Here is a 19,949-nt window from a genome sequence, read left to right on the forward strand (position 1 = left end):
CTGCGGCCACCGCGCTACACCACTATCGGGGACTCAACTTGACACCCAGTCTGTGCACCGGACGCCCGGCCGTCGGAAGGCCTGAATCGGGGGACGGCTTGAGGGGGAGGGGCTGTTCGGTTGCCGTCCGCCAGGGCTCGGGGCCGGGTGAGGGGCCGTATCCGGGATGCCGTCACCGGAGCCGTGAACCCAGATGTCGCCGGTGCGGATGGCCAACTTGCCGGTACTGCCGAGCCCTGCGATGAGGGCGCGGTCGGCGCCGGCGCTGTGCTCATTGCCGGCCGCGGCGGCGTGGATGACCTCTTCGCTCTTCTTGACGAGGGTGGGCGATGACCGAGGCGTCGCGCATGCGGGCGACGGCGGTCTCCGCTTCCGGACCGGTCGGTTCACGAGCGCCAACGGTGGTCAGAGGGGGTGCGACTTCTCTTTCGACGGGTGCCGCCGTACGGTGACGGGCATCACTCGCGGTACTCCCGATCCAGAGGAGGAAGCACGTCATGGCATCCACGGAGCACGCACCCACACCAGTACCCGGTCGCCCGAACAGCCAACCCCCATCGCTCGAGGAGCCGACAGAGCCCACCGCGCCACTCTCTCCGAAGCCGGATCAGCAGGGCGTCCAGCCCCGAACGCCCACCGGCGCTGAACCCGTCCCGGACAGGGCCACCACCGCACAGCAGGGCGAGTTCCTGACCACCTCGCAGGGCGCACGGCTGCGCGACACCGACCATTCGCTCAAGGCCGGCAGGCGTGGTCCTGTTCTGCTGCAGGACCATCACCTGCGCGAGAAGATCACCCACTTCGACCACGAGCGGATCCCGGAGCGAGTGGTTCATGCTCGTGGCGCCGCGGCCCACGGGGTGTTCGAGGGCTATGGCACAGCGGAGCCCGTGTGCAGGGCCGGGTTCCTCGCGAAGGGAAAGCGCACCGAGGTGTTCACCCGCTTCTCGACCGTCGTCGGCTCCCGTGGGTCAATGGACACCGCGCGTGACACCCGCGGGTTTGCGACCAAGTTCTACACCGACGAGGGCACCTTCGACCTGGTCGCCAACAACATCCCGGTGTTCTTCATCCAGGACGGCATAAAGTTCCCCGACGTCGTCCACGCCGCCAAGCCCCATCCCGACCGGGAGATTCCTCAAGCCCAGAGCGCTCACGACACGTTCTGGGACTTCGTCTCCCTGCACACCGAGGCGCAGCACCACACCCTGTGGTTCATGGGTGACCGCGGCATCCCGCGGTCCTACCGGATGATGGAGGGCTTCGGGATCCACACCTTCCGGCTCGCGAACACCGCCGGGGAGACCTCGCTGGTGAAGTTCCACTGGAAGCCGCAGCTCGGAGTGCACTCGCTGACCTGGGAGGAGGCGCAGCTTCTGGGCGGCAACGATCCGGACTTCCATCGCCGGGACCTCGCCGATGCGATCGAAGCCGGCGCCCACCCCTCCTGGGAACTTGGGATCCAGGTGTTCCCCGACAACGAGGAGCAGAGCTTCGAGGGCATCGACCTGCTGGATCCTACGAAGTTCGTCCCCGAGGAGCTCGCGCCGGTCCAGCCCATCGGCCGCCTCACCCTGGACCGCAACCCCAGCAACTACTTCGCCGAGACCGAGCAGGTGGCCTTCAACCCCGGCCACCTCGTGCCCGGCATCGACGTCACCGACGACCCGCTGCTCCAGGTGAGGCTGTTCTCCTACGTCGACACCCAGCTCACCCGCCTCGGCGGGCCGAACTTCGCCCAGCTACCGATCAACCGCGCCCACGCCCCGGTCAACGACATGCTCCGCGACGGCTACGGCCAGCAGGGAGACCACTCCGGTATCGCGCCCTACCACCCGAACTCCCTCGACGGCGGCTGCCCGTTCATGGCCGGCGAAATGGACAGCGCCTTCGAGGACCTGCCGGTCCGCCTGCCCGAGGGGGTGAAGGAACGCGAGCTCTCGGCCACCTTCGAGGACCACTTCAGCCAGCCGCGCCTGTTCTGGCGCAGCATGACCCCTCTCGAGCAGGACCACATCGTCGACGCCTACTCCTTCGAGCTCGGCAAGTGCTACGAGGCCACGATCCGCGAGCGGCAGCTGCAGTCCCTGGCCAACATCGACGCGGACCTGTGCGGCCGGGTCGCTGCGGCGCTCGGGATGCCCGCCCCCGCGTCGACGGTCCCGGTAGAGGAGGAGTCCGACGGCGCGGTGGACTCCAGTGCTCCGCTGTCCCAGTTGGGTGGTCGGTGGCCGACCGACGGGCGGGTAATCGGCATCGTGGTGGACCCTGATGGTGACAACTCCGCTCTACTCGCGCTGCACGAAGCCATCGTGGCGGTCTCGATGACCCCGGTCGTGATCGCCCCGCGCGGCGGCGAGGTGGCGGGCGTGCCCGTAGGCCGGACGTTCGGCACCGCCGCCTCCGTGGAGTTCGACGCCCTGCTGCTGGCGGGTAATCCCCTCACCGCACCGGATTCACGACCCTCGATCGATCCGAAGGCAGGAGCCCCCGGTGCCGGCGAGGTCGAGCCCCGCGTCGGCAAGCTGATCGACGAATGCTGGCGCCATGCCAAGGCGATCGGCGCCTGGGCCGAGGGGCGCACAGCCCTGGAAGCCCGCACGGCGCCTGACGGTGCCGGGCTCGTGCTCGGCGAGGACGGGCAGGCCGTCTTCGGCGAGGTCCGGACCCTGCTGGAGAGCCATCGCGTCTGGGAACGGTTCCCGGCCGACGCCTGAACTGTGCCGGAGCTGACGCTTCATGATCTCGGCCGTCAGCCGGGCGGCCTAGCCCCCACTGAACCCTGATCGCGCATCAGTCCCGTGCCTGGGTCTGGGGAATCGTCGGCACGGGCGCAACAACGACGTCGTGGAGTCTCCAGTCCAGCTCGAGCAACTCGGTGCGTAGCAGTACGAGCTGGTCGAGGGAAGGTGCCTTGCCGTGGCGAGGCACCACGAACATCTCGACGTGGAACACGTGTCCTTGATCGCGGACGCGGCCGACGGCCTGGGCGACCCACGGGGTCGCCAGGGCGCGCGTCTCGACGTCGCGCGTGAGCGGATGCGGTTTCTTGTCGTCGACGGTGCGGGCGCGGGTGTCGGTAAGGCCGGCGATCGCCGCGCGCAGGTTCTTGAGCCCGTCTCGCAGGATGGAGATCGACACCACCAGGGCTGCTGCAGCGTCGAACCACCACAGTCCGAATCCGATGCCGAGGACGCCGACGATGGTGGCGATCGCCGTGGACCAGTCCGCTTTGTTCATGTCCGCGTCGGCGAACAGGACCTTGTCGTGGAGCTTCTCCGCGAGCGGCAGCTTCTTGCGACCCAGGATCACTGGCGCGATGCCGGAGAGCACCATGACGATGATCATCGGCCACCCCGCCCACACGGCGTGCCCGAACAGTGCCATGGTCCCGATCGGCGGTTTCTCCACCTTGACCAGGCTCATGACGGAGTCGACCACGAGGAAGGTACCCATCGCCAAGAGCGCCAGGGCGGCGACCAGATGCGCGACGCCAATCGATCGGTGATGCCCGTACGGATGGTCCCGGTCAGGAGCCTTGCGGAGCCGGCGTGCGGCGATCAAGAACGCCAGGGGCGGCAGGAGCGTGAGCATGTCCTCTGCCCAAGCGGCTTTCATCGCTTGCGACTGACCCGTCACGAGCCCGACGGCTGCGATCGTCACGACCATGACGCCGATCGTGATCCACTCCAGGCGGATCGCCTGGCGAAGGACCTGTTGAACGTCGTGAGGTAACGCGTCGTGCCCCGAAACGGAAGCCGTCTCGGACTGGGCGGTGGGGCTCATCGTTCGGCGTCCTGATCGTCGAGGAACGTCTCCAGGGAGGCCATCAGGGCGTTCTCGCCAGGTCGCACGCCCATAACCATTTTCTCCGTCTTCCCGTCCTCCCCACGGACGGTCGTATACGGGCGGGTCAGCGCGACCTTGTCGGTCCACGGCGCCTTCGACGTCAACCCGCCGATCATGATGTCGAGCTCGCCGTCCTTCATGCGGTCGGCGAGAACACTCTCCGAGCCCGGGACCCAGGTGATCTGTGCATCGATGCTCTCGGCGTAGTCCGTCACGAGGTCTGCTTCAACACCGGTGACCGCACCATCCGGCGAGACTTCGGTCCAGGGCGGGTTGGCCGTCGCCCCGACATAGATCGTCCCTCCGGTTGCGCGGGCCAGCGAGTCCTGGCTGTCGGCGGGAAACGGGCCGGAGCACCCGGACACCAGCAACGCCGCCGCGACCGCTGCAGCCGCGGCCCGGACAACGTGACGCGCGGAGACCAACACGGCGAGTACCTCCGGTCAACGATGCTGGAGCCCACGATCTTAGCCCCGAGACTGTGCACGCCCTCGGCGATCGGCAACCCCCGCCCCGCGCGCTGGCGCGGCTGGAAGCCCAGCCTCGAGATGAGACTGTCGGTGGGACACGGCGCACGGCAACACTCAGCCGGCCGCTTCAGTCCTCCATCGTGGAAGCGTGCGCGTAGGTCTCATCTGGTGCAGCGGTTTCTTCTCCTGCGGAACTGGTCGATGTGGCGTGCTGGTGCCGATACAGCGAGCGATGCGGCCGCTCTCGACGGCGTTTGCCCGCCCGGGAACGGGTCACGCCCCCTTCCACATGGTCATTAGCTTCAGCGTCCGCGATCCGCTTGCCTACTGTCGTTTCACGAGCAGATCGCTCCGTCGGTCGATCACCCGGCCGGCACCGAAGGAAGGATGTTCGTCATGGCTGACAAGAACAACTCTGGACAGTTCGGAAACCGCAGCGATACCGAGGAGCAGGCCCAGAAGGGCGGCGAGGCCAGCACGGGAAGCTTCGACGACACGAACGCGGCTGACCCGAGCGCGGCGGGGCAGAAGAGCTCCGGCAGCTTCGGTGAGGCGAACGCGGCTGACCCGAGCGAGGAGAGTCGTAAGGGCGGCCACGAGAGCTCCGGCAGCTTCGGTGACGAGAACTCGGCGGATCCGAGCGAGGCCGGCCGCAAGGGCGGCCAGAGTTCCTGAGCTGCCACGCCACAGTGCCGCGGAATGCAGGAGCGCCACTGGGCGCTCGTGCGTCCCGCGGCGTCGTGCGGTAGTATCACAGTTGGTCCAGCCAGTGGCCGTCACGTCGTCGTGACCGGAGGCCTGCTGTGCCGCACAAAATATCCATCCTCGTTCATGCTGATGTCTCGCGAGAGGACATCACCCTCAAAGTCTCCGGACACTTGTCCGCCGAGACCATGCCGGCCCTCGAGCGCCAGGTCCAGCGTGCTCGCGCCTTAGACCCCGCGGCCCCAGTGAGGGTAGACCTCTCAGCGGCACATCCCATCGACACGGATGTCCACGGGGCTTTCTACGCGCTGACCGAGTCCACGAGCACCGACCCCTTCGCTCACGGTGGCCGGGTCGAGATCGTGGGTGCACCGTCCCTCTCGCTCCGATCGTCCCGCGCCGCCTCGGGCGAGGTGGTCTCATGAGCGCCTCGACGGTCCCGCTCCGAGATGGAGGAGCGGGTCCTGCTCTTCCGTCGGCCGCGCCGTGGAAGGTCCGCCCGCACGACGTACACGACCACGTCCGCATGGTCGTACCGAAGCGACGTGAGGCCATCCTCGACGTGGCCTCGACAGCATTCGCCCACCACGGCTACCACGGTGTGAGCATCAGAATGCTCGCCAAACAGGCCGGACTCTCCCACCCTGGGCTTCTTCACCACTTCCCCTCGAAAGCCGCCCTCCTTGGTGCAGTGCTCGACCGTCTCGAGCACCAAGCGCAAGCCGTCCTCGACGACGAGACCGTCTTCCGACGTGGCCTCACCAGAACGGTCGATGAGCTCGTCGACCTCTACGATCCCGGGTCCGAGAGCATCCAGCTGCTCGCCATGCTCGACTGCGACGGCAGGATGGAGGACTTCCCCGGACGGGGGCGCAGCGCGCGACTACGGCGCGTCCACGAATACCTGGTCGAGCAGGCCCTGATTCGCCTGGAAGAGCAGGGACTGCTGCGTTCTGATCTGTGCCCAGTGTTCGCCGCGCGCACGTTCATGTCCTTCGTCATGGGGTGCGCCACCAGAGAACAGACGGTCCGCCTCATGCAGCAGGAAGACCACGCGGACGCCCCCCGCGAGGAGGTCCGCCGCGCTCTGCAGCTGTTTTTCGTGACAGAAGACCAGGAGCAATGAGCCGGCCCGCCTTGGATCGATGTACCGCGTGCGCAACCGCGACAGCGCCACCCCTCGACGGGCCAGGCCGCCACGCGATCGACGCGACCGGCAGGGCTCTCGACCCCGATCGGGCATCCTCTCGTTATGAGCATTGAGAAGACCACGGACGCGCTCCTCCTCGTCGACCTGCAAGAGGCCTTCTTCGCGGACCCCACGCTGGACCGCGCACGACCCGCCCTCGTGGACGCTGCGACGACGCTCATGTCGGCGGCGCGGCGCCACGACATGCCGATCATCGTCGTCACGACCGAGCACAGCCGCGACCGATCAACCTGGACCCTCACCATGCTCGACGACGACAAGGGCTTCCTCTTCCACGGCGACCCGGGCACGAAGATCCTCCACGAGCTCGACACCACGGGAGCCATGCACATCGAGAAGACCCGCGACAGTGCATGGTTCGGGACCGACCTCCTGCTGCGAGTTCGCAACCTGGGGATCCATCGGATAGTGCTGGCCGGCGTCTCCACCCACGCCTGCATCACCCAGACAGCTCGCGACGCGTTCGCGAACAACGTCCGCACAACCGTGGTGACGGACGCCGTTGCCGACCACGACGAAGCGCATAAGGAGCCTGCTCTCTCACTGCTGGCCGCAGACCGCCAGGCGCAGCTCGCGACCGTCGCGGAGGTCCTCGATGCGTGGGACTCACTCCCGCGCAGTGAGGACGACGCAAGAACGGTCAGTGCCCGCGGGCAGGCGGGCCGGAGCTGAGCCCGACCCCGGTCCGTGAGCCCGCACGACAGTTACCGCGTGCTCTCCGTGACGTGGAGGTCAGCGCTTACGGTCGCTCGGGGCAGTGTGGGGGACTTCTCCGAGCTCGGTGACTTCCCGCGCGACGTCGTGCAACTTGCGGTTCAGATGGTTACTCGCCGTACGCAGCAACTGGAACGCCTGCTCCTCGGTGATCTTGTGCGCGCTCATGAGGATGCCGACCGCCGCACCGATCTGCCGACTCGTCGTCAAGGCATCACCGAGACTCTGCGCCCGGCGCTCGCTGTCCGCGTGCGACATCAGCGTCGTCGCGTGGATGGCGAACAGTGTTCCGGCAGAGATGAAGTCGTCGAAAGCGCCAGGGGTGGCCGAGTACATGTTCAAAGCCGTCGGCGCAGGTTCGTCGAGGAGATGGAACGAGAGCACGCTCTTGACCCGCCCATCCGCCACGACGAGCTCCCGGAACTGTGGCCAGCGCTGGTCCTCGGTGAGATCCGCGCTCCACACGGGCTGGCGGGAACGCGCAGCGTCCAGGCAAGGGCCGTTCCCGGCCGCGTACTGCATCTGATCGACCTCACTCGCTGTGGAGTCAGAGGCGCAGATCGTCCGCGGCGGCTTATTGTCCGGGCGCATCGTGATGCAGGCCCAGTCGCAGGCCGGGATCGCGGTCTTGGCCAGTTCCACCAGACGTTGTCGCGCGTCGACCGGTGAACCGCCGGCCAAGAGGAAACTGCTGAGGCTCCCGAAGCTCCGCGCGAGGTCCTGATCCACATCCGCAACCATGTCGATTTCTCCTTTCGAAGTACCTCGGGCGTATCGCGGTACCGACCATCCGGTCGTCCCCCCCGATCAACTATCCCATGCCATCGCACGCCGGCGAACTACCCCGCTGCGGGCGCCCCGGTGAGGAGTAGGAGGTGCGCCCGGGATGAAGAGCCCTTCCGTGCGGTCTGCAGCGTGCCACGGCCCAGCACGCTCACTAGCGTCGAGGGACCAAAGGTTGCCGTTGCGACGATTGACCCCTGATGCGAAGGAGCAAGGACGATGATGCACTCCGTCCACACGACCGACGGTGGAGAGACCACCGGCACCGCCGACAACAACTACAACCTCATCTGGTTCACCGAGCAATGCCTCTCCAACGCCCTGCGACTGCAGACCTACGTCGAGGACGCACGCCGCAGCGGAGATGACGAGCTCGCCGACTTGCTCGGCAAGGCGCAGCACGAGAGCGCCAAGGGCGCAAAGATCGCCAAGGACCTCCTACGTCGCCGCCTCGGGCAGGACTGAGACCCACGGTGGAGCGGGGGCACCCGACCGGTAGGTCCCGGAGAGGCCCGGCCGCCGGGCGTAACCATACGCTCTCAGGCATGGGAATCGACCGAATCCGGCCGCTCATCGGGCGAGCTGTGACGGTGACCGACCAGGGCACCGTGCTCGCAGAGGGCGTCCTGCAGCACGCCCGCCAAGAGCGAGCGACCTACAGGCCTAATCCCGGCAGCGGCACCTGGTCCGGAGACGTGCTCGTACTGGTCGTCGGAGACAAAACGCTGGAAGTAAGCACGAGCATCAACGTTGAGGCTGCCGGGCCGGGGGATACCCTAACCTGACGGATGCGCGGCAGGTTCGGCCGTGAATACTCGTGTGCAAACTGGCGGGTCGTTGAGCCACCCTACTTGCGGCCCCGCGCAACTCGCGGTGATCAGCCCCCGGCCACCAGAGTCCACGAACGCGTCGACAACGGCATGACTTCATACACCTAGATGGTGCTGCGCCTGCCAGCCACTTCGAAGGCTGAGCGGACCCACGGGTCATACCTCGTCAGAGGTCCGGCGCGTCGGCAGAATGGTAGGTATGAGGCGACTGGGAGAGCTGGTTCGACGGCCCGAGTTCAGTACTGAACTGCTCCAGATCCTCAAGGGCGTGATCGCGGCGACGGCGGCATGGTGGCTCTCCCTCGAGGTGCTGGATTCCATGTTGCCCTTCCTCGCGCCGTGGACGGCGCTACTCACCGTGCACGCCACGGTGCACAGGTCACTCTCGCGAGGCGCGCAGACGACGGCGGCCTCCGCGATCGGCGTCGGCCTGTCGTTCATGATCGGGGCATTTCTCGGAGTGAGCGTATGGACGTTCGCCCTGGCCCTTTTCGTCGGCCTCGCTGGTTCGCGATTGTCATGGATCCGCGACGAAGGAGTCGCCATCGCGACCACCGCGATCTTTGTCCTCGGCAGCGGCTTCTCCCAGCAGCAGCCCCTGCTGCTGGACCGCATCATCGAGGTCGGCGTCGGCGTCGGAGTCGGGGTCCTCGTCAATCTTCTGATCATCCCTCCGCTGCGTGATCAGCAGGCCTCCCGGAACGTGGACCGCCTCAACCGCCGGATGGGCGACGTCCTCATCAACATGGCCGATGAGTTCGCCTCCTCCTGGGAGACCGACAAGGCCGATGCCTGGCATGAAGAGATCGAGTCGATGAGCGAGGAGCTGAACACAGCCTGGCAGTCGGTCCGCTTCGCCCGCGAGAGCAGAAAGGCCAACCCGCGATACCGCCTGACCCGAGCCAGGGGGCGGTCGCGCGATGGGTCCGCGCCGGGTCGCGAGGCGAGCTACGAGGAGATCCTCCAACGTGTCGACGAGGGGATCTCGCACCTTCGTCACCTGGCCCGGTCCCTGCATGACGCCGCCTACGCCGAGGGGGCGTGGGACGAACGCTTCCGCGAACGGTGGGCTGCCATCGTCCGCGACGCCGGACACGCGATCGCCGATCCCCACGTGGACGTGGAGCCGGTCGAGGGCCGGATCACCGCTCTTGCCCGGGAGATGGCCACCGATCGGAGCCTTCCCGAGGAGAGCTGGCCGCTCTACGGCTCCCTCCTGTCCAGCATGCGCCATATCGCCGTCATCGTCGACGATGTCGCCTCGGCCCGCGAAGCACGCGAAGCGACGACCGAGAACCCGCGGACCTGACAACGAGTCGCCGGCAGGGTGACAGGTGAGGCCGACATCAGCGCGGTCCGGGTCGTCCCTACGGTGGGCGCGCTCCCGTGCAGGTCCTCGACGGGTCGAGAAGCCTCTGTCTCCCGGCGAGATCAGGGGCTCGGGGTGCCCCCGTTGACGTTGAGCGTCTCGCCGATGACATAGCTGGATTCCGGCGAGGTGAGGAAGACGTAGGCGGGTGCGAGCTCGGTGGGCTGCCCGGCCCTGCCCAGCGGGGTGTTCTTCCCGAAGTCGGGCAGTGCGTCCTTGGGCTGGCCGTCAGAGACCTGTAGAGGGGTCCAGATGGGTCCGGGGGCGACGGCGTTGACCCGGATCCCACGGGGTGCGAGCTGCTGCCCGAGCCCCTTGGTGAAGTTGTTGATCGCCGCCTTGGTCGAGGCGTAGTCGAGAAGGTGAGGTGAGGGGTTATAGGCCTGGATCGAGGTCGAGTTCACGATCGTCGCCCCCGGCTCCAGGTGCCGCAGTGCCGCTTTCGAGACTCGGTAGATCGCGCGGATGTTCACCTCGAAGGTCGACGCCCACTGCTCGTCGTCGAGATCCTCGACCTGCTCGACCGAGATCTGCCGGCCCGCGTTGTTCACGAGGGCGTCGAGGCCGCCGAGCCCGGCGGCTGCCTCGTCGACCACCGCGCTGCAGTACTCAGCGTCCGCGAGGTCGCCGGGCAGCAGCAGCGCCGTGCGCCCGCTCTCCTCGATGACACGACTGATGTACTGCGCGTCCTCCTCTTCCGCAGGCAGGTAGGACAGGGCGACGTCCGCACCTTCGCGGGCGAAAGCGATCGCGACCGCTGCCCCGATGCCGGAGTCCGCCCCCGTGATCAGCGCACGTCGGCCCTGAAGGCGTCCCGTGCCGCGGTAGGAGTGTTCCCCGCGATCGGTCTGGGGTACGAGCTCCGCATCGAGGCCCGGCTCGGCCTGGTCCTGCTTCGGAGGGGTGATTTCCGGGAAGCGCTCGACCGGATTCTGGAAGGTCAGCTGGTCTGTTGCCATGGTCATACCTCTCTTCGACGGCTCATGTGAGTCCATGAGCGGTGGTCAGTGACGACTGGGGTCTAGCACCACCTTGATGCAGCCGTCGTGCTTCTTCTGGAATGTTTCGTATGCAGAGGCTGCCTCCTCGAGCGGGAGGCGGTGGGTGACAAGGTCCGTCACGCCCAGGGGGTCGCTGGGATCTTCGACCAGGGGGAGGAGGTCGTCGGTCCACGCGCGGACGTTGCACTGGCCCATCCGGAGCTGGATCTGCTTGTCGAACATCGACAGCAGCGGCATCGGGCTCGCGACACCGCCGTAGACGCCGCTCAGCGACACCGTCCCGCCGCGGCGCACCAGGTCGAGGCTGGCGTGAAGCGCCGCGAGGCGATCGATTCCCACGGTCTCCATGGCCTTCTGGCCCACGGCCTTCGGCAGATGGCCGACGACCTGGTGCGCGGCGCGCGCCACCGGGCTGCCGTGGGCTTCCATCCCTACCGCATCGACGACGGCGTCCGGCCCACGTCCGTCCGTTGCTTCCCGGATCGCGTCCACGCTCAGCGGCGTCTGGTCGAAGACCTCGACCCCGTGCCGCGCCGCCATCGCCCGTCGCTCGGGAACAGGATCGATGGCGAACACGCGGTTGCCGAGGTGGACCCCGATGCGGGCGGCGAACTGCCCCACCGGGCCCAGCCCCATCACGGCCAACGATCCTCCCTCGGGCACGTCGGCGTACTTCACTCCCTGCCAGGCCGTCGGCAGGATGTCGCTGAGGAAGAGGTACCTCTCGTCGGGCAGATCCTTGCCCACGGTGATCAGTCCGTAGTCCGCATGCGGGACCCGCAGCTGCTCGGCCTGCCCGCCGGGGACCTGCCCGTACAGCTTCGAGAACCCGAACAGCGACGCGCCCGACCCCTGCTCGGTGACCTGGGTCGTCTCGCACTGTGACTGGAGCCCGCGGGAGCACATCCAGCAGTGACCGCAGGAAATGTTGAACGGGACGACGACCCGGTCGCCAACTTGCACTCGGCTGACGCCCGATCCGATCTGCTCGACGATCCCCATCGACTCGTGCCCGAGCACATCGCCAGCGGTCATGTAGGGACCCAGCACTTCGTAGAGGTGCAGGTCGGAGCCGCAGATCGCGGTCGAAGTGATTCGGACGATCGCATCCCCGGCATCCTGGAGCTGCGGATCGGGAACGTCCTGGACGCTCACGTTGCGCGTGCCCTGCCACGTCACTGCTCTCACGGGGTGTTTCCTCCTGTAGTCGAGGGATCGACGTTCACAAGGCTCCTCACCAAGGACGCCAGGCCTCCGATCAGGCTATCGGTACCTGCCACCAAGGACCAGCAGAGCGGCCGATCGGTAAGCACACGCCACCTCGGGTCGCGGGGCGAGTGGGGCGCACCGGCTGCAATGGATCTCGCGATCGGCGTGCACAGCACGTATAATCCCCATAGGTTCTCCCTACCCGGTTCGCGTGAGCCGCGAAAGGCCGCACGGAGGCTGCCATGACGAGAAAAACCCCGCCTCCAACCGGGAGGTCGAGAGGCGGGAGCGTGGCCACGCTCGGAACTGCCGCACGGATAGGTGACATCTTGACCTGCCCTACGGTTTGGTTTCCACTCTTGGTCGCTAGCTTCCGGTGGTGGTGAGTGCCCGCGGGATGCGGGCGAGGTCGTAGTCGTGGGGTGTCGCGTACTCGAGGGAGGAGTGTCGTCGACGACGGTTGTAGAACACCTCGATGTACTCGAAGATCGCGTTCGCGAGCTCGATGCGCGTCTTCCACTTCTTCCGGTTCAGCAGCTCAATCTGCATCGTCGACCAGAACGACTCCATCATCGCATTGTCGAGGCCATCGCCGACGGTCCCGAACGACGGCAGCAGTCCCGCTGAACGGATCTTCTGAGTGAAGACCCAGGAGGTGAACTGGACTCCATGATCCGCATGAACGATCCCTCCGGGCCCTGGCTGACGTGCACGGATTGCCATGTCCAGAGCGTTCACGACCAGGGTGGAGTCCTGTTTGGAGTCGATAGCCCAGCCGATGATCTTGCGGCTACAAGCATCCAGCACGGCGGCGCAGTAGATCTTGCCCTCCCGGGTGGGATGCTCGGTGATGTCCGTGACCCACAGCTCGTTCAGCGCGAGACGGTGGAACTTGCGGTTGACCAGGTCGTCCGCTGTGGCGACCCCCTTAAGTCGCTTGATTCTGGCTGGGCCTGGAAGGCCACCGATTCCGGCGCGAGTCATGAGGACGGAGATGAGCCGGCTGGAGCACGAAATGTTCATTCCGATGGTGAGCTCGGCGTGGATGCGGCGGTAGCCGTAGGTGCCGCGGGAGGCGACGTGGATCTCCCGGATCAGGCCGGTCAGCCAGCGGCGGCGCAGCTCAGTGGCACTGGTCGGGCGCTTTCGGTACCGGTAGTAGCCCTGACGGGAAACGCCCAATAGGCGGCAGCAGGTGCTTGTGGGTGCCCCGGCGTCGACGAGTCGGTCGATCACCGGGTGCGCCCTTTTGGGGCGACTCCTCCCTCCTCGTCGAGCCATGTCGCGGCCCGGCGAAGGATCGCGATCTCCTGCTCGAGCTGCCGGACACGGCCGCGCGCCGCGCGGAGCTCGGCAGATTCCTGACTGCTTCGTCCCGGCCGGCGACCGTGGTCGATATCGTCCTGTCGCAGCCAGTTGTGGAGGGTGACCTCGTGGATGCCCAGGTCCAGTGCCGTCTGCTTGACCTGGCGGCCCTCGCGGACCAGAGCGATGGCACGGGCACGGAACTCGGGAGGGTACGGGCGGGGCATGCGAAGAGCCTTCCATGAAGACCATCGACTAGCGACGTCAACTGGAAACCGAGCCATAGGTCAGGTCATCTGATCTGGCTTGCCCGCAGGGCGCCTTGGAAGGATGTGGACCATGCCCGCTCCCTATCCCCAGGAGTTCCGTGACGACGTCGTGGGCGTCGCGAGGAACCGTGAACCTGGCCAGAAGCTGTCGGTGATCGCGAAGGATTTCGGGATCTCGGAGTCGTGCCTGACGAACTGGATGCGTCAGGCCGATGTCGAGGACGGTGCCAGGCCCGGCAAGTTCCGTGAGGACCCGGCTGAGCTGCGCGATCTGCGTCGCCGCAATCGGCTGCTCGAGCAGGAGATCGAGGTCCTCCGCCGCGCTGGCGCGTATCTGTCCCAGGCGAACCTGCCGGGAAAATCCTCTACCCGCTCGTGAGTGATCTCGCTGGCGATGGGATCCCTGTCGCGGTGTGCCTGCGGGTTCTGAAGCTCTCCCGCCAGCCCTACTATCGCTGGCGGAAACAGCAGGTCACCGAGTCTGAACTGGTCGAGGCCTATCGGGCCAACGCCCTGTTCGACGCGCACCGTGACGATCCCGAGTTCGGCTATCGGTCCTCGCCGGTGAAGCGGAAGCCGCTGGTGAGTCGATGTGCGAGCGGACCACGTGGCGGATCTGCCGGGACAACCAGTGGTGGTCGGTGTTTGGGAAGCAGCGCGGCAAGACTGGCAAGCGCCCCGGTCCGCCGGTCCACGATGACCTCGTGAAGCGGGACTTCTCCGCTGATGACGTCAACGAACCGTGGCTGACCGACATCACCCAGCACTGGACGGACGAGGGAAAGCTCTGCCTCTGCGCGATCGAGGACGTGTTCTCCGGACGGATAGTGGGCTACTCCATCAGTGACCGGATGAAGACTCGTCTCGCGGTGAACGCCCTGGACAATGCAGTATCTCGTCGTAGCGATGCTGCCGGATGCATTGTGCACTCGGACCGAGGGAGCCAGTTCAGGTCGCGGAAGTTCGTGCACGCGTTGAACCGTCACCACCTCATCGGATCGATGGGGAAAGTCGGTGTTGCCGGGGACAACGCCGCGATGGCGTCCTTGTTCGCGCTGTTGCAGAAGAACGTCCTGGATCGCAGGCGCTGGCGGACTCGAGAAGAGCTGCGGATCGCGATCATCACCTGGATCGAGCGGACCTACCACCGACGTCGCTGACAGGCCCGCCTGGGGCGATTGACCCCCATCGAATACGAGACAATCATGAACCAGACCGTCAGTCTGGCGGCCTAAACCCAGCTGACACCTACTTTTACATCAGTCCCGACCGTAAGCCAGCGACCCGCAGGGACCTGCTCCGCGAGCGCACAGACCTCGAGCGCCTGCAACCCATGCCCCTCACGTTTACGGGTGTACTGGCCGGCGCCCTTCACCTTCACGGGCGACTCACTGACGATGCCATCCTCCACGGCTGCACGACACACCTGCGCCAGCACGCGGTAGGCGTTGGCGCGAGCGGCCGGAGTGTCGGTGGGGAACCCTCCCACCCACTTCCGGACCATCGCCGGGGTCACGGCGCTCATAGGAGTGGTACCGAAGGTGGGCTTGACCCACTTCTCGAGGTTCACCTTGTAGTGGTAGCGCGTGCGGTCACGGACCTGGATCGCCTTGAGCCACTCGTCGGCGAACTCGCCGACCGTCGTGCGATCGTCGCGGCCGCGCCATGAGCCACTTTCTATGGCGGCACGCTGCATCGCGAGCCACGTATCGGCATCCATCTTGGCGGTGAACGTCTCCGGGGCGGTGCGCCGCGTCCCTGCAGGGTCCAGGTAGCTCGCCTGGTACCTCCCGCTGGGAAGCTTGCGCACCGCCCCGAAGGAGCGACGTCCGCGATGTCGGGAACCTGCCACTTCTGGCCTCTAAGTCGTGCGACAACCGTGCGATGGCTCGGTCGTACTCCGTATGACTTGAGCGTACTGCACGCGTGCAAAAGACGAAGTTTCAGAACCTATGAAACCGCAGGTCAGAGACAGAAAGTGCCCAATCTTCACTCAGATGTCGTAGTAGAGCTCGAACTCGTGGGGGTGCGGGCGGAAGCGGAACGGATCGATCTCCGTGGTGCGCTTGAGCTCGATCCAGGTCGAGATGAGGTCCTCGGGGAACACGTCGCCCTCGGTGAGGAAGTCGTGGTCGGCCTCGAGGGCGTCCAGAGCGGCGCCGAGCGAGTCGGGCAGCTGCTGGATCTGCGCGTGCTCCTCCGGGGGCAGCTCGTAGAGGTCCTTGTCGATCGGCTCCGGCGGCTCGATGCGGTTGCGGATGCCGTCGATGCCGGCCATGAGCTGCGCGGCGAAGGACAGGTACGGGTTCGCCGAGGGGTCGGGCGCACGGAACTCGATGCGCTTCGCCTTCGGGGAGGAGCCGGTGACCGGGATGCGGATCGCGGCGGAGCGGTTGCGGGCCGAGTAGACCATGTTGACCGGGGCCTCGAAGCCGGGCACCAGGCGCTTGAAGGAGTTCACGGTGGGGTTGGTGAACGCGGTCAGCGCGGGGGAGTGGGCGATGATGCCGCCGATGTACCAGCGGGCGATGTCCGAGAGGCCGCCGTAGCCGCGCTCGTCGAAGAACAGCGGCTCGCCGTCCTTCCACAGCGACTGGTGGGTGTGCATGCCGGAGCCGTTGTCACCGAAGAGGGGCTTGGGCATGAAGGTCGCGGTCTTGCCGGCCTCCCACACGGTGTTCTTCACGACGTACTTGAACTTCATGACGTCGTCCGCCGCCTGCTGCAGCGTGTTGAAGCGGTAGTTGATCTCCTGCTGGCCCGCGGTGCCGACCTCGTGGTGGGCGCGCTCGACCTGGAGACCGGTCTTCTCGAGGATGGTGACGATCTCGTCGCGGAGGTCGGCCATCTGGTCGTTCGGCGGGACGGGGAAGTAGCCGCCCTTGACACGGGTCTTGTAGCCCTGGTTGCCGCCGAACTCGGACTCGTCGCGGTCCGTGTTCCAGGACGCCTCGTCGGAGTCGATCGCGTAGAAGCCGGAGTTGATGCCGGTCTTGAAGCGCACGTCGTCGAAGATGTAGAACTCCGCCTCGGCGGCGAACAGGGCGGTGTCCGCGATGCCGGTGGACTTCAGGTACTCCTCGGCCTTCGCGGCCACGGTGCGCGGGTCGCGGGAGTAGGGCTCATCGGTGAACGGATCCACGATGGAGAAGTTGATGATCAGCGTCTTGTGCTCGCGGAACGGATCGAGGTACGCGGTCTCGAGGTCCGGGATGAGCTTCATGTCGGACTCGTGGATCGCCTGGAAGCCGCGGATCGACGAGCCGTCGAACAGCTGTCCCGTCGCGATGGCCTCCTCGTCGAAGGTGCTCGCAGGGATGTTGAAGTGCTGCATGACGCCGGGAAGGTCGCAGAAGCGGATGTCGATGAACTCGACGCCCTCCTCCTCGATGTACTTGGCGACCTCGCTGGGATTGTTGAACACATCTCCTCCATCCGCGCCGGTGGGCGCGTGTCGTTCAGATTCACCCCGTGGGGCCTCACATGACGAGTGCCTGTCAGCCGCGTCGGGCCCGGACTCGGGTGAGACCAAGCATAGAGTCCGTGGTGCACGGCACTTGGGGGAATCGTTCAGCTCGTGGGCCCCTCCCGGGGCGGCCGCGTAGGCTCGTGCCGTGATCGATCGCAACGACCTCGGCAGCTGGATGGAGGGGGCTCCCCACGAGCCCGACTACGTCAAGGGCTCCAGCATCGGACTACCCGCCGAGGGCCCCGGCTCCGTCGCCCCGTTCTGGCGCCGGCCCGCCGCGCTGATGATCGACTGGCTGCTGTGCATGGGCATCTCCGCCCTCGCCTTCCAGGGGGACGCACTGGCCAACCTCGTCCTCTTCGTCGTGGTGAACGTGCTGTTCCTGACCCTTTTCGGGGCCACTCCCGGGCAGTTCATCACCCGCACCCACGTGGTACCGGTGACCGGTCGCAGCCCCATGATCCTGCGCGCGTTCGTGCGCACCTTCCTCATGCTGCTGCTCCTGCCGGCAGTGGTCTGGAACCGCGATTCGCAGCCGCTGCACGACGTCGTCGCCGGCACCGCGGTCGTCACCTACTGACCCCTCCCGGGGCTCGTCCCGCCCCGCTGCGCCGGCCCCGCAGGGGCCCGTCGGCCGCCTCGGAGCGCGCCCGCGAACGCTCCCAGGACCCCGTCGTCCGCCCCCTCAGGAGACCGCTCGAAATCGCTCTGACCTGCAGTGATAGTTATTGTCACGAAAAGGTCACGGTGGTCACGGAAGGGTAACGGGCCTCTGGGGGCCTTCCAGGACGCCGTCCCGGCACGGCGCGGTCCGGGCCCGGCACCACCGCAGTCCCCACGCTGCGCCGCAGATGCGCAGCGCCCCCTCCCGCCGTGGCGGAAGGGGGCGCTTCGAGGAGGCGTCGCAGGCGGCTCAGCGGCCGCGCATCGCCTTGCGGTTCGGGCGGGCGCGCATGGGGTCCACGCCCTTGGGGATCGACTGGCGCAGCGAGCGGTGCAGCGCGTTCAGGCGCTTGGAGACCTGCGCGGCCTCGTCCTTGGTGAGCTGCTTCTTCATGCGCTGCATGTAGGTGGGCAGCTTGTGCAGCGGCACCTCGCCCTCGCCGTCGCCCACCACGATCTGGTGGATCGGGACGTTGTCGTGCTGGAGGACGCGGCGGATCGAGCGGCGCTCCTTCTCCAGCAGACGCATCGAGACGGAGGAGGAGTCCTCGGCGACCACGGCGATGCCGGCGCGGCCCGAGGCGCGGAAGAGCATCTTCTGGGAGCGGGGATCGATCTGGACGGGCTCGTCCTCGACGTTCCAGCCGCGGCGGATCGACTGCATCGCCGCGAGCGCCGCACCGGTCTGGCCCTTGATGCGGCTGAATGCGGCGCGCTCGGCCTTGCGGGCCAGGATCATCATCGCGATCAGCAGACCGATGGCCAGGCCCATGAAGATGCCGTACCAGGGGCTGTTGAAGATCAGCAGCGTCAGCAGCATGCCGACGATCGTCGCGCCGATCAGTGCCACCAGCATCAGCGGCAGGGTCGACTTGTCGACCTCCTGGGTGTACTTGTACACCTCGAACATCTGCTTGATGCGGCCGGGCTTCTTCGAGCCGTCGGCGTTGCGGCGACCGCGCCGCTTCTTCGTGGTGTCGTCCTTTGCGGACGTGGTCTCGGACTGGCGAGCCATGGGGGATGTGTCCTCTCGGGGCCGGGCGGGCGTCAGCTCGCGGCGGCCTGCTGGGTGCGGGCGACGACGCTCGCAGCTTCCTGACGGGCGGGCTGATCGGAGTCGAGGTGGCGGAGGTTCTCCGGGATCTCACGGCCGAGCTTGCGCATCGCCTGCGCCCACAGTTTTCCGGCACGGTAGGAGGAGCGGACCATCGGTCCGGCCATCACCGCGAGGAAGCCCATCTCCTCGGCGGCCTGGGAGAGCTCCACGAACTCCTGCGGCTTGACCCACCGATCGATGGGGTGGTGCATCTTGGAGGGCCGCATGTACTGGGTGATCGTGATGATGTCGCAGCCCGCATCGTGGAGGCGCTGGAGCGAGTCGAGGATCTCCTCGTTCGTCTCGCCCATGCCCAGGATGAGGTTGGACTTCGTGATCATCCCGGCGTCCTCGCCCATCGTGATCACGTCGAGCGAGCGCTCGTAGCGGAACGCGGGGCGGATCTGCTTGAAGATCCGCGGGACGGTCTCGAGGTTGTGCGCGAACACCTCGGGCTTGGACTCGAAGACCTGCTGGAGCGCCTCGCCGTTGCCCTTGATGTCGTCGATGAGCAGCTCGACGCCGGTGCCGGGGTTCATCGCGTGGATCTGCTCGCAGGTGCGGGCGAACAGCCCCGCGGCCCCGTCGGGCAGGTCGTCGCGGGCCACGCCCGTGATGGTGGAGTAGCGCAGGCCCATCTCCTTGACGGAGCTGGCGACCTTGAACGGCTCCATCGGATCCAGGGCCATCGGCTTGCCGGTGGCGATGTTGCAGAAGTCGCAGCGGCGGGTGCAGGTGTCACCGCCGATGAGGAAGGTCGCCTCGCGATCCTCCCAGCACTCGAAGATGTTCGGGCAGCCGGCCTCCTCGCACACCGTGTGCAGGCCCTGGCCGTGCACACGCTGCTTCATCGCGGTGTACTCGGGGCCCATGACGGCGCGGGTCTTGATCCACTCCGGCTTGCGCTCGATCGGGACCTCTGCGTTGCGTGCCTCGACGCGCAGCAGGCGACGGCCTTCGGGAGCGGTAGTCACCCTGATGCCTCCTCATTTCGACGTCCTCCGAGT

18 protein-coding genes and 1 pseudogene are annotated in these 19,949 nt (G+C 66.8%); 9 read left to right on the forward strand and 10 right to left on the reverse strand.

The genetic code is table 11. The features are described 5' to 3' along the window. Positions 1 to 497 precede the first annotated feature (497 nt). Positions 498 to 2,717 (forward strand): catalase, encoded by a 2,220-nt coding sequence (locus tag HNR70_RS05990; protein ID WP_184324848.1) that lies wholly within the window; start codon positions 498 to 500, stop codon positions 2,715 to 2,717. Positions 2,718 to 2,793: 76 nt separating this feature from the next. On the opposite strand, the gene HNR70_RS05995 is transcribed toward HNR70_RS05990, so the two are convergent. Both HNR70_RS05995 and HNR70_RS06000 read right to left on the reverse strand, forming a co-directional pair. Continuing rightward, positions 2,794 to 3,786, reverse strand: coding sequence for a cation diffusion facilitator family transporter (locus tag HNR70_RS05995; RefSeq protein ID WP_184324849.1), 993 nt, complete (start codon positions 3,784 to 3,786; stop codon positions 2,794 to 2,796). After that, complete coding sequence (locus HNR70_RS06000; protein ID WP_312857578.1) at positions 3,783 to 4,277, reverse strand: transporter substrate-binding domain-containing protein; 495 nt, start codon at positions 4,275 to 4,277, stop codon at positions 3,783 to 3,785. The genes HNR70_RS05995 and HNR70_RS06000 overlap by 4 nt, the downstream gene beginning before the upstream one ends. 438 nt (positions 4,278 to 4,715) lie before the next feature. Here HNR70_RS06000 and HNR70_RS06005 point away from each other — a divergent pair, with 438 nt between their 5' ends. From HNR70_RS06005 to HNR70_RS06015, 3 genes are all read left to right on the forward strand, one after another. Further along, the gene (locus HNR70_RS06005; RefSeq protein ID WP_184324850.1) at positions 4,716 to 4,994 is read left to right on the forward strand and encodes a stress protein; all 279 of its coding nucleotides are present in this window, start codon (positions 4,716 to 4,718) and stop codon (positions 4,992 to 4,994) included. 451 nt (positions 4,995 to 5,445) lie between these two features. Next, positions 5,446 to 6,150: a TetR/AcrR family transcriptional regulator gene (locus HNR70_RS06010; protein ID WP_184324851.1), complete on the forward strand. Its 705-nt coding sequence runs from the start codon at positions 5,446 to 5,448 to the stop codon at positions 6,148 to 6,150. A 126-nt stretch (positions 6,151 to 6,276) separates the two neighbouring features. After that, positions 6,277 to 6,906: a cysteine hydrolase family protein gene (locus HNR70_RS06015; protein ID WP_184324852.1), complete on the forward strand. Its 630-nt coding sequence runs from the start codon at positions 6,277 to 6,279 to the stop codon at positions 6,904 to 6,906. A 60-nt stretch (positions 6,907 to 6,966) separates the two neighbouring features. Here HNR70_RS06015 and HNR70_RS06020 read toward each other — a convergent pair whose 3' ends face one another. Next, the gene (locus tag HNR70_RS06020) at positions 6,967 to 7,689 is read right to left on the reverse strand and encodes a GAF and ANTAR domain-containing protein (protein ID WP_184324853.1); all 723 of its coding nucleotides are present in this window, start codon (positions 7,687 to 7,689) and stop codon (positions 6,967 to 6,969) included. Positions 7,690 to 7,950: 261 nt separating this feature from the next. Here HNR70_RS06020 and HNR70_RS06025 point away from each other — a divergent pair, with 261 nt between their 5' ends. From HNR70_RS06025 to HNR70_RS06035, 3 genes are all read left to right on the forward strand, one after another. Further along, positions 7,951 to 8,196 carry a hypothetical protein gene (locus tag HNR70_RS06025; RefSeq protein WP_184324854.1) on the forward strand — a complete coding sequence of 82 codons (246 nt, stop codon included), beginning with the start codon at positions 7,951 to 7,953 and terminating at the stop codon, positions 8,194 to 8,196. A gap of 80 nt (positions 8,197 to 8,276) precedes the next feature. Continuing rightward, on the forward strand, positions 8,277 to 8,516 hold the full coding sequence (locus HNR70_RS06030; RefSeq protein WP_184324855.1) for a hypothetical protein: 240 nt from the start codon (positions 8,277 to 8,279) through the stop codon (positions 8,514 to 8,516). 244 nt (positions 8,517 to 8,760) lie between these two features. Next, positions 8,761 to 9,870, forward strand: a complete 1,110-nt coding sequence (locus HNR70_RS06035) for an FUSC family protein (protein ID WP_184324856.1) — start codon at positions 8,761 to 8,763, stop codon at positions 9,868 to 9,870. A gap of 122 nt (positions 9,871 to 9,992) precedes the next feature. Here the strand turns inward: HNR70_RS06035 and HNR70_RS06040 are convergent, their stop codons facing one another. From HNR70_RS06040 to HNR70_RS06050, 3 genes are all read right to left on the reverse strand, one after another. Continuing rightward, positions 9,993 to 10,889 (reverse strand): SDR family oxidoreductase, encoded by an 897-nt coding sequence (locus tag HNR70_RS06040; protein WP_246375163.1) that lies wholly within the window; start codon positions 10,887 to 10,889, stop codon positions 9,993 to 9,995. Between the two features lie 45 nt (positions 10,890 to 10,934). Then, positions 10,935 to 12,119 (reverse strand): zinc-dependent alcohol dehydrogenase, encoded by a 1,185-nt coding sequence (locus HNR70_RS06045; protein WP_184324858.1) that lies wholly within the window; start codon positions 12,117 to 12,119, stop codon positions 10,935 to 10,937. A gap of 387 nt (positions 12,120 to 12,506) precedes the next feature. Beyond that, positions 12,507 to 13,672, reverse strand: a protein-coding gene (locus HNR70_RS06050; RefSeq protein ID WP_184324859.1) for an IS3-like element ISAar24 family transposase whose coding sequence is annotated in 2 segments (ribosomal slippage) — positions 12,507 to 13,396 and positions 13,396 to 13,672 — 1,167 coding nt in all. Because the reading frame shifts where the segments join, the coding sequence is not laid out codon by codon here. Between the two features lie 112 nt (positions 13,673 to 13,784). Here HNR70_RS06050 and HNR70_RS06055 point away from each other — a divergent pair. Next, positions 13,785 to 14,949 (forward strand): annotated as a pseudogene (locus HNR70_RS06055) (IS3 family transposase). On the opposite strand, the gene HNR70_RS06060 reads toward HNR70_RS06055, so the two are convergent. Together HNR70_RS06060 and glnA are read right to left on the reverse strand one after the other, a co-directional pair. Further along, positions 14,946 to 15,566: an N-terminal phage integrase SAM-like domain-containing protein gene (locus HNR70_RS06060; protein ID WP_184324860.1), complete on the reverse strand. Its 621-nt coding sequence runs from the start codon at positions 15,564 to 15,566 to the stop codon at positions 14,946 to 14,948. The pseudogene HNR70_RS06055 and the gene HNR70_RS06060 sit on opposite strands and share 4 nt — an antisense overlap. A 141-nt stretch (positions 15,567 to 15,707) precedes the next feature. After that, positions 15,708 to 17,138 (reverse strand): type I glutamate--ammonia ligase, encoded by a 1,431-nt coding sequence (gene glnA, locus HNR70_RS06065; RefSeq protein ID WP_184324861.1) that lies wholly within the window; start codon positions 17,136 to 17,138, stop codon positions 15,708 to 15,710. A gap of 190 nt (positions 17,139 to 17,328) precedes the next feature. On the opposite strand from glnA, the gene HNR70_RS06070 reads away from it, so the two are divergent. Continuing rightward, a complete protein-coding gene (locus HNR70_RS06070; RefSeq protein ID WP_184324862.1) occupies positions 17,329 to 17,763 on the forward strand; it encodes an RDD family protein in 435 nt (144 codons plus the stop codon). A 333-nt stretch (positions 17,764 to 18,096) separates the two neighbouring features. On the opposite strand, the gene HNR70_RS06075 is transcribed toward HNR70_RS06070, so the two are convergent. Further along, positions 18,097 to 18,861, reverse strand: a complete 765-nt coding sequence (locus HNR70_RS06075; protein ID WP_184324863.1) for a DUF4191 domain-containing protein — start codon at positions 18,859 to 18,861, stop codon at positions 18,097 to 18,099. A 32-nt stretch (positions 18,862 to 18,893) separates the two neighbouring features. Then, complete coding sequence (gene lipA / locus HNR70_RS06080) at positions 18,894 to 19,916, reverse strand: lipoyl synthase (RefSeq protein ID WP_184324864.1); 1,023 nt, start codon at positions 19,914 to 19,916, stop codon at positions 18,894 to 18,896. Positions 19,917 to 19,949: the final 33 nt, after the last annotated feature.

Origin of the sequence: Brachybacterium aquaticum (assembly GCF_014204755.1) — a bacterium.
Classification (GTDB): domain Bacteria; phylum Actinomycetota; class Actinomycetes; order Actinomycetales; family Dermabacteraceae; genus Brachybacterium; species Brachybacterium aquaticum.

Coding starts and splice junctions, on each gene's coding strand:
- HNR70_RS05990 (WP_184324848.1), top strand. CDS start 498: ATGGCATCCACGGAGCACGCACCCACACCAGTACCCGGTCGCCCGAAC.
- HNR70_RS05995 (WP_184324849.1), bottom strand. CDS start 3,786: ATGAGCCCCACCGCCCAGTCCGAGACGGCTTCCGTTTCGGGGCACGAC.
- HNR70_RS06005 (WP_184324850.1), top strand. CDS start 4,716: ATGGCTGACAAGAACAACTCTGGACAGTTCGGAAACCGCAGCGATACC.
- HNR70_RS06010 (WP_184324851.1), top strand. CDS start 5,446: ATGAGCGCCTCGACGGTCCCGCTCCGAGATGGAGGAGCGGGTCCTGCT.
- HNR70_RS06015 (WP_184324852.1), top strand. CDS start 6,277: ATGAGCATTGAGAAGACCACGGACGCGCTCCTCCTCGTCGACCTGCAA.
- HNR70_RS06020 (WP_184324853.1), bottom strand. CDS start 7,689: ATGGTTGCGGATGTGGATCAGGACCTCGCGCGGAGCTTCGGGAGCCTC.
- HNR70_RS06025 (WP_184324854.1), top strand. CDS start 7,951: ATGATGCACTCCGTCCACACGACCGACGGTGGAGAGACCACCGGCACC.
- HNR70_RS06030 (WP_184324855.1), top strand. CDS start 8,277: ATGGGAATCGACCGAATCCGGCCGCTCATCGGGCGAGCTGTGACGGTG.
- HNR70_RS06035 (WP_184324856.1), top strand. CDS start 8,761: ATGAGGCGACTGGGAGAGCTGGTTCGACGGCCCGAGTTCAGTACTGAA.
- HNR70_RS06040 (WP_246375163.1), bottom strand. CDS start 10,889: ATGGCAACAGACCAGCTGACCTTCCAGAATCCGGTCGAGCGCTTCCCG.
- HNR70_RS06075 (WP_184324863.1), bottom strand. CDS start 18,861: ATGGCTCGCCAGTCCGAGACCACGTCCGCAAAGGACGACACCACGAAG.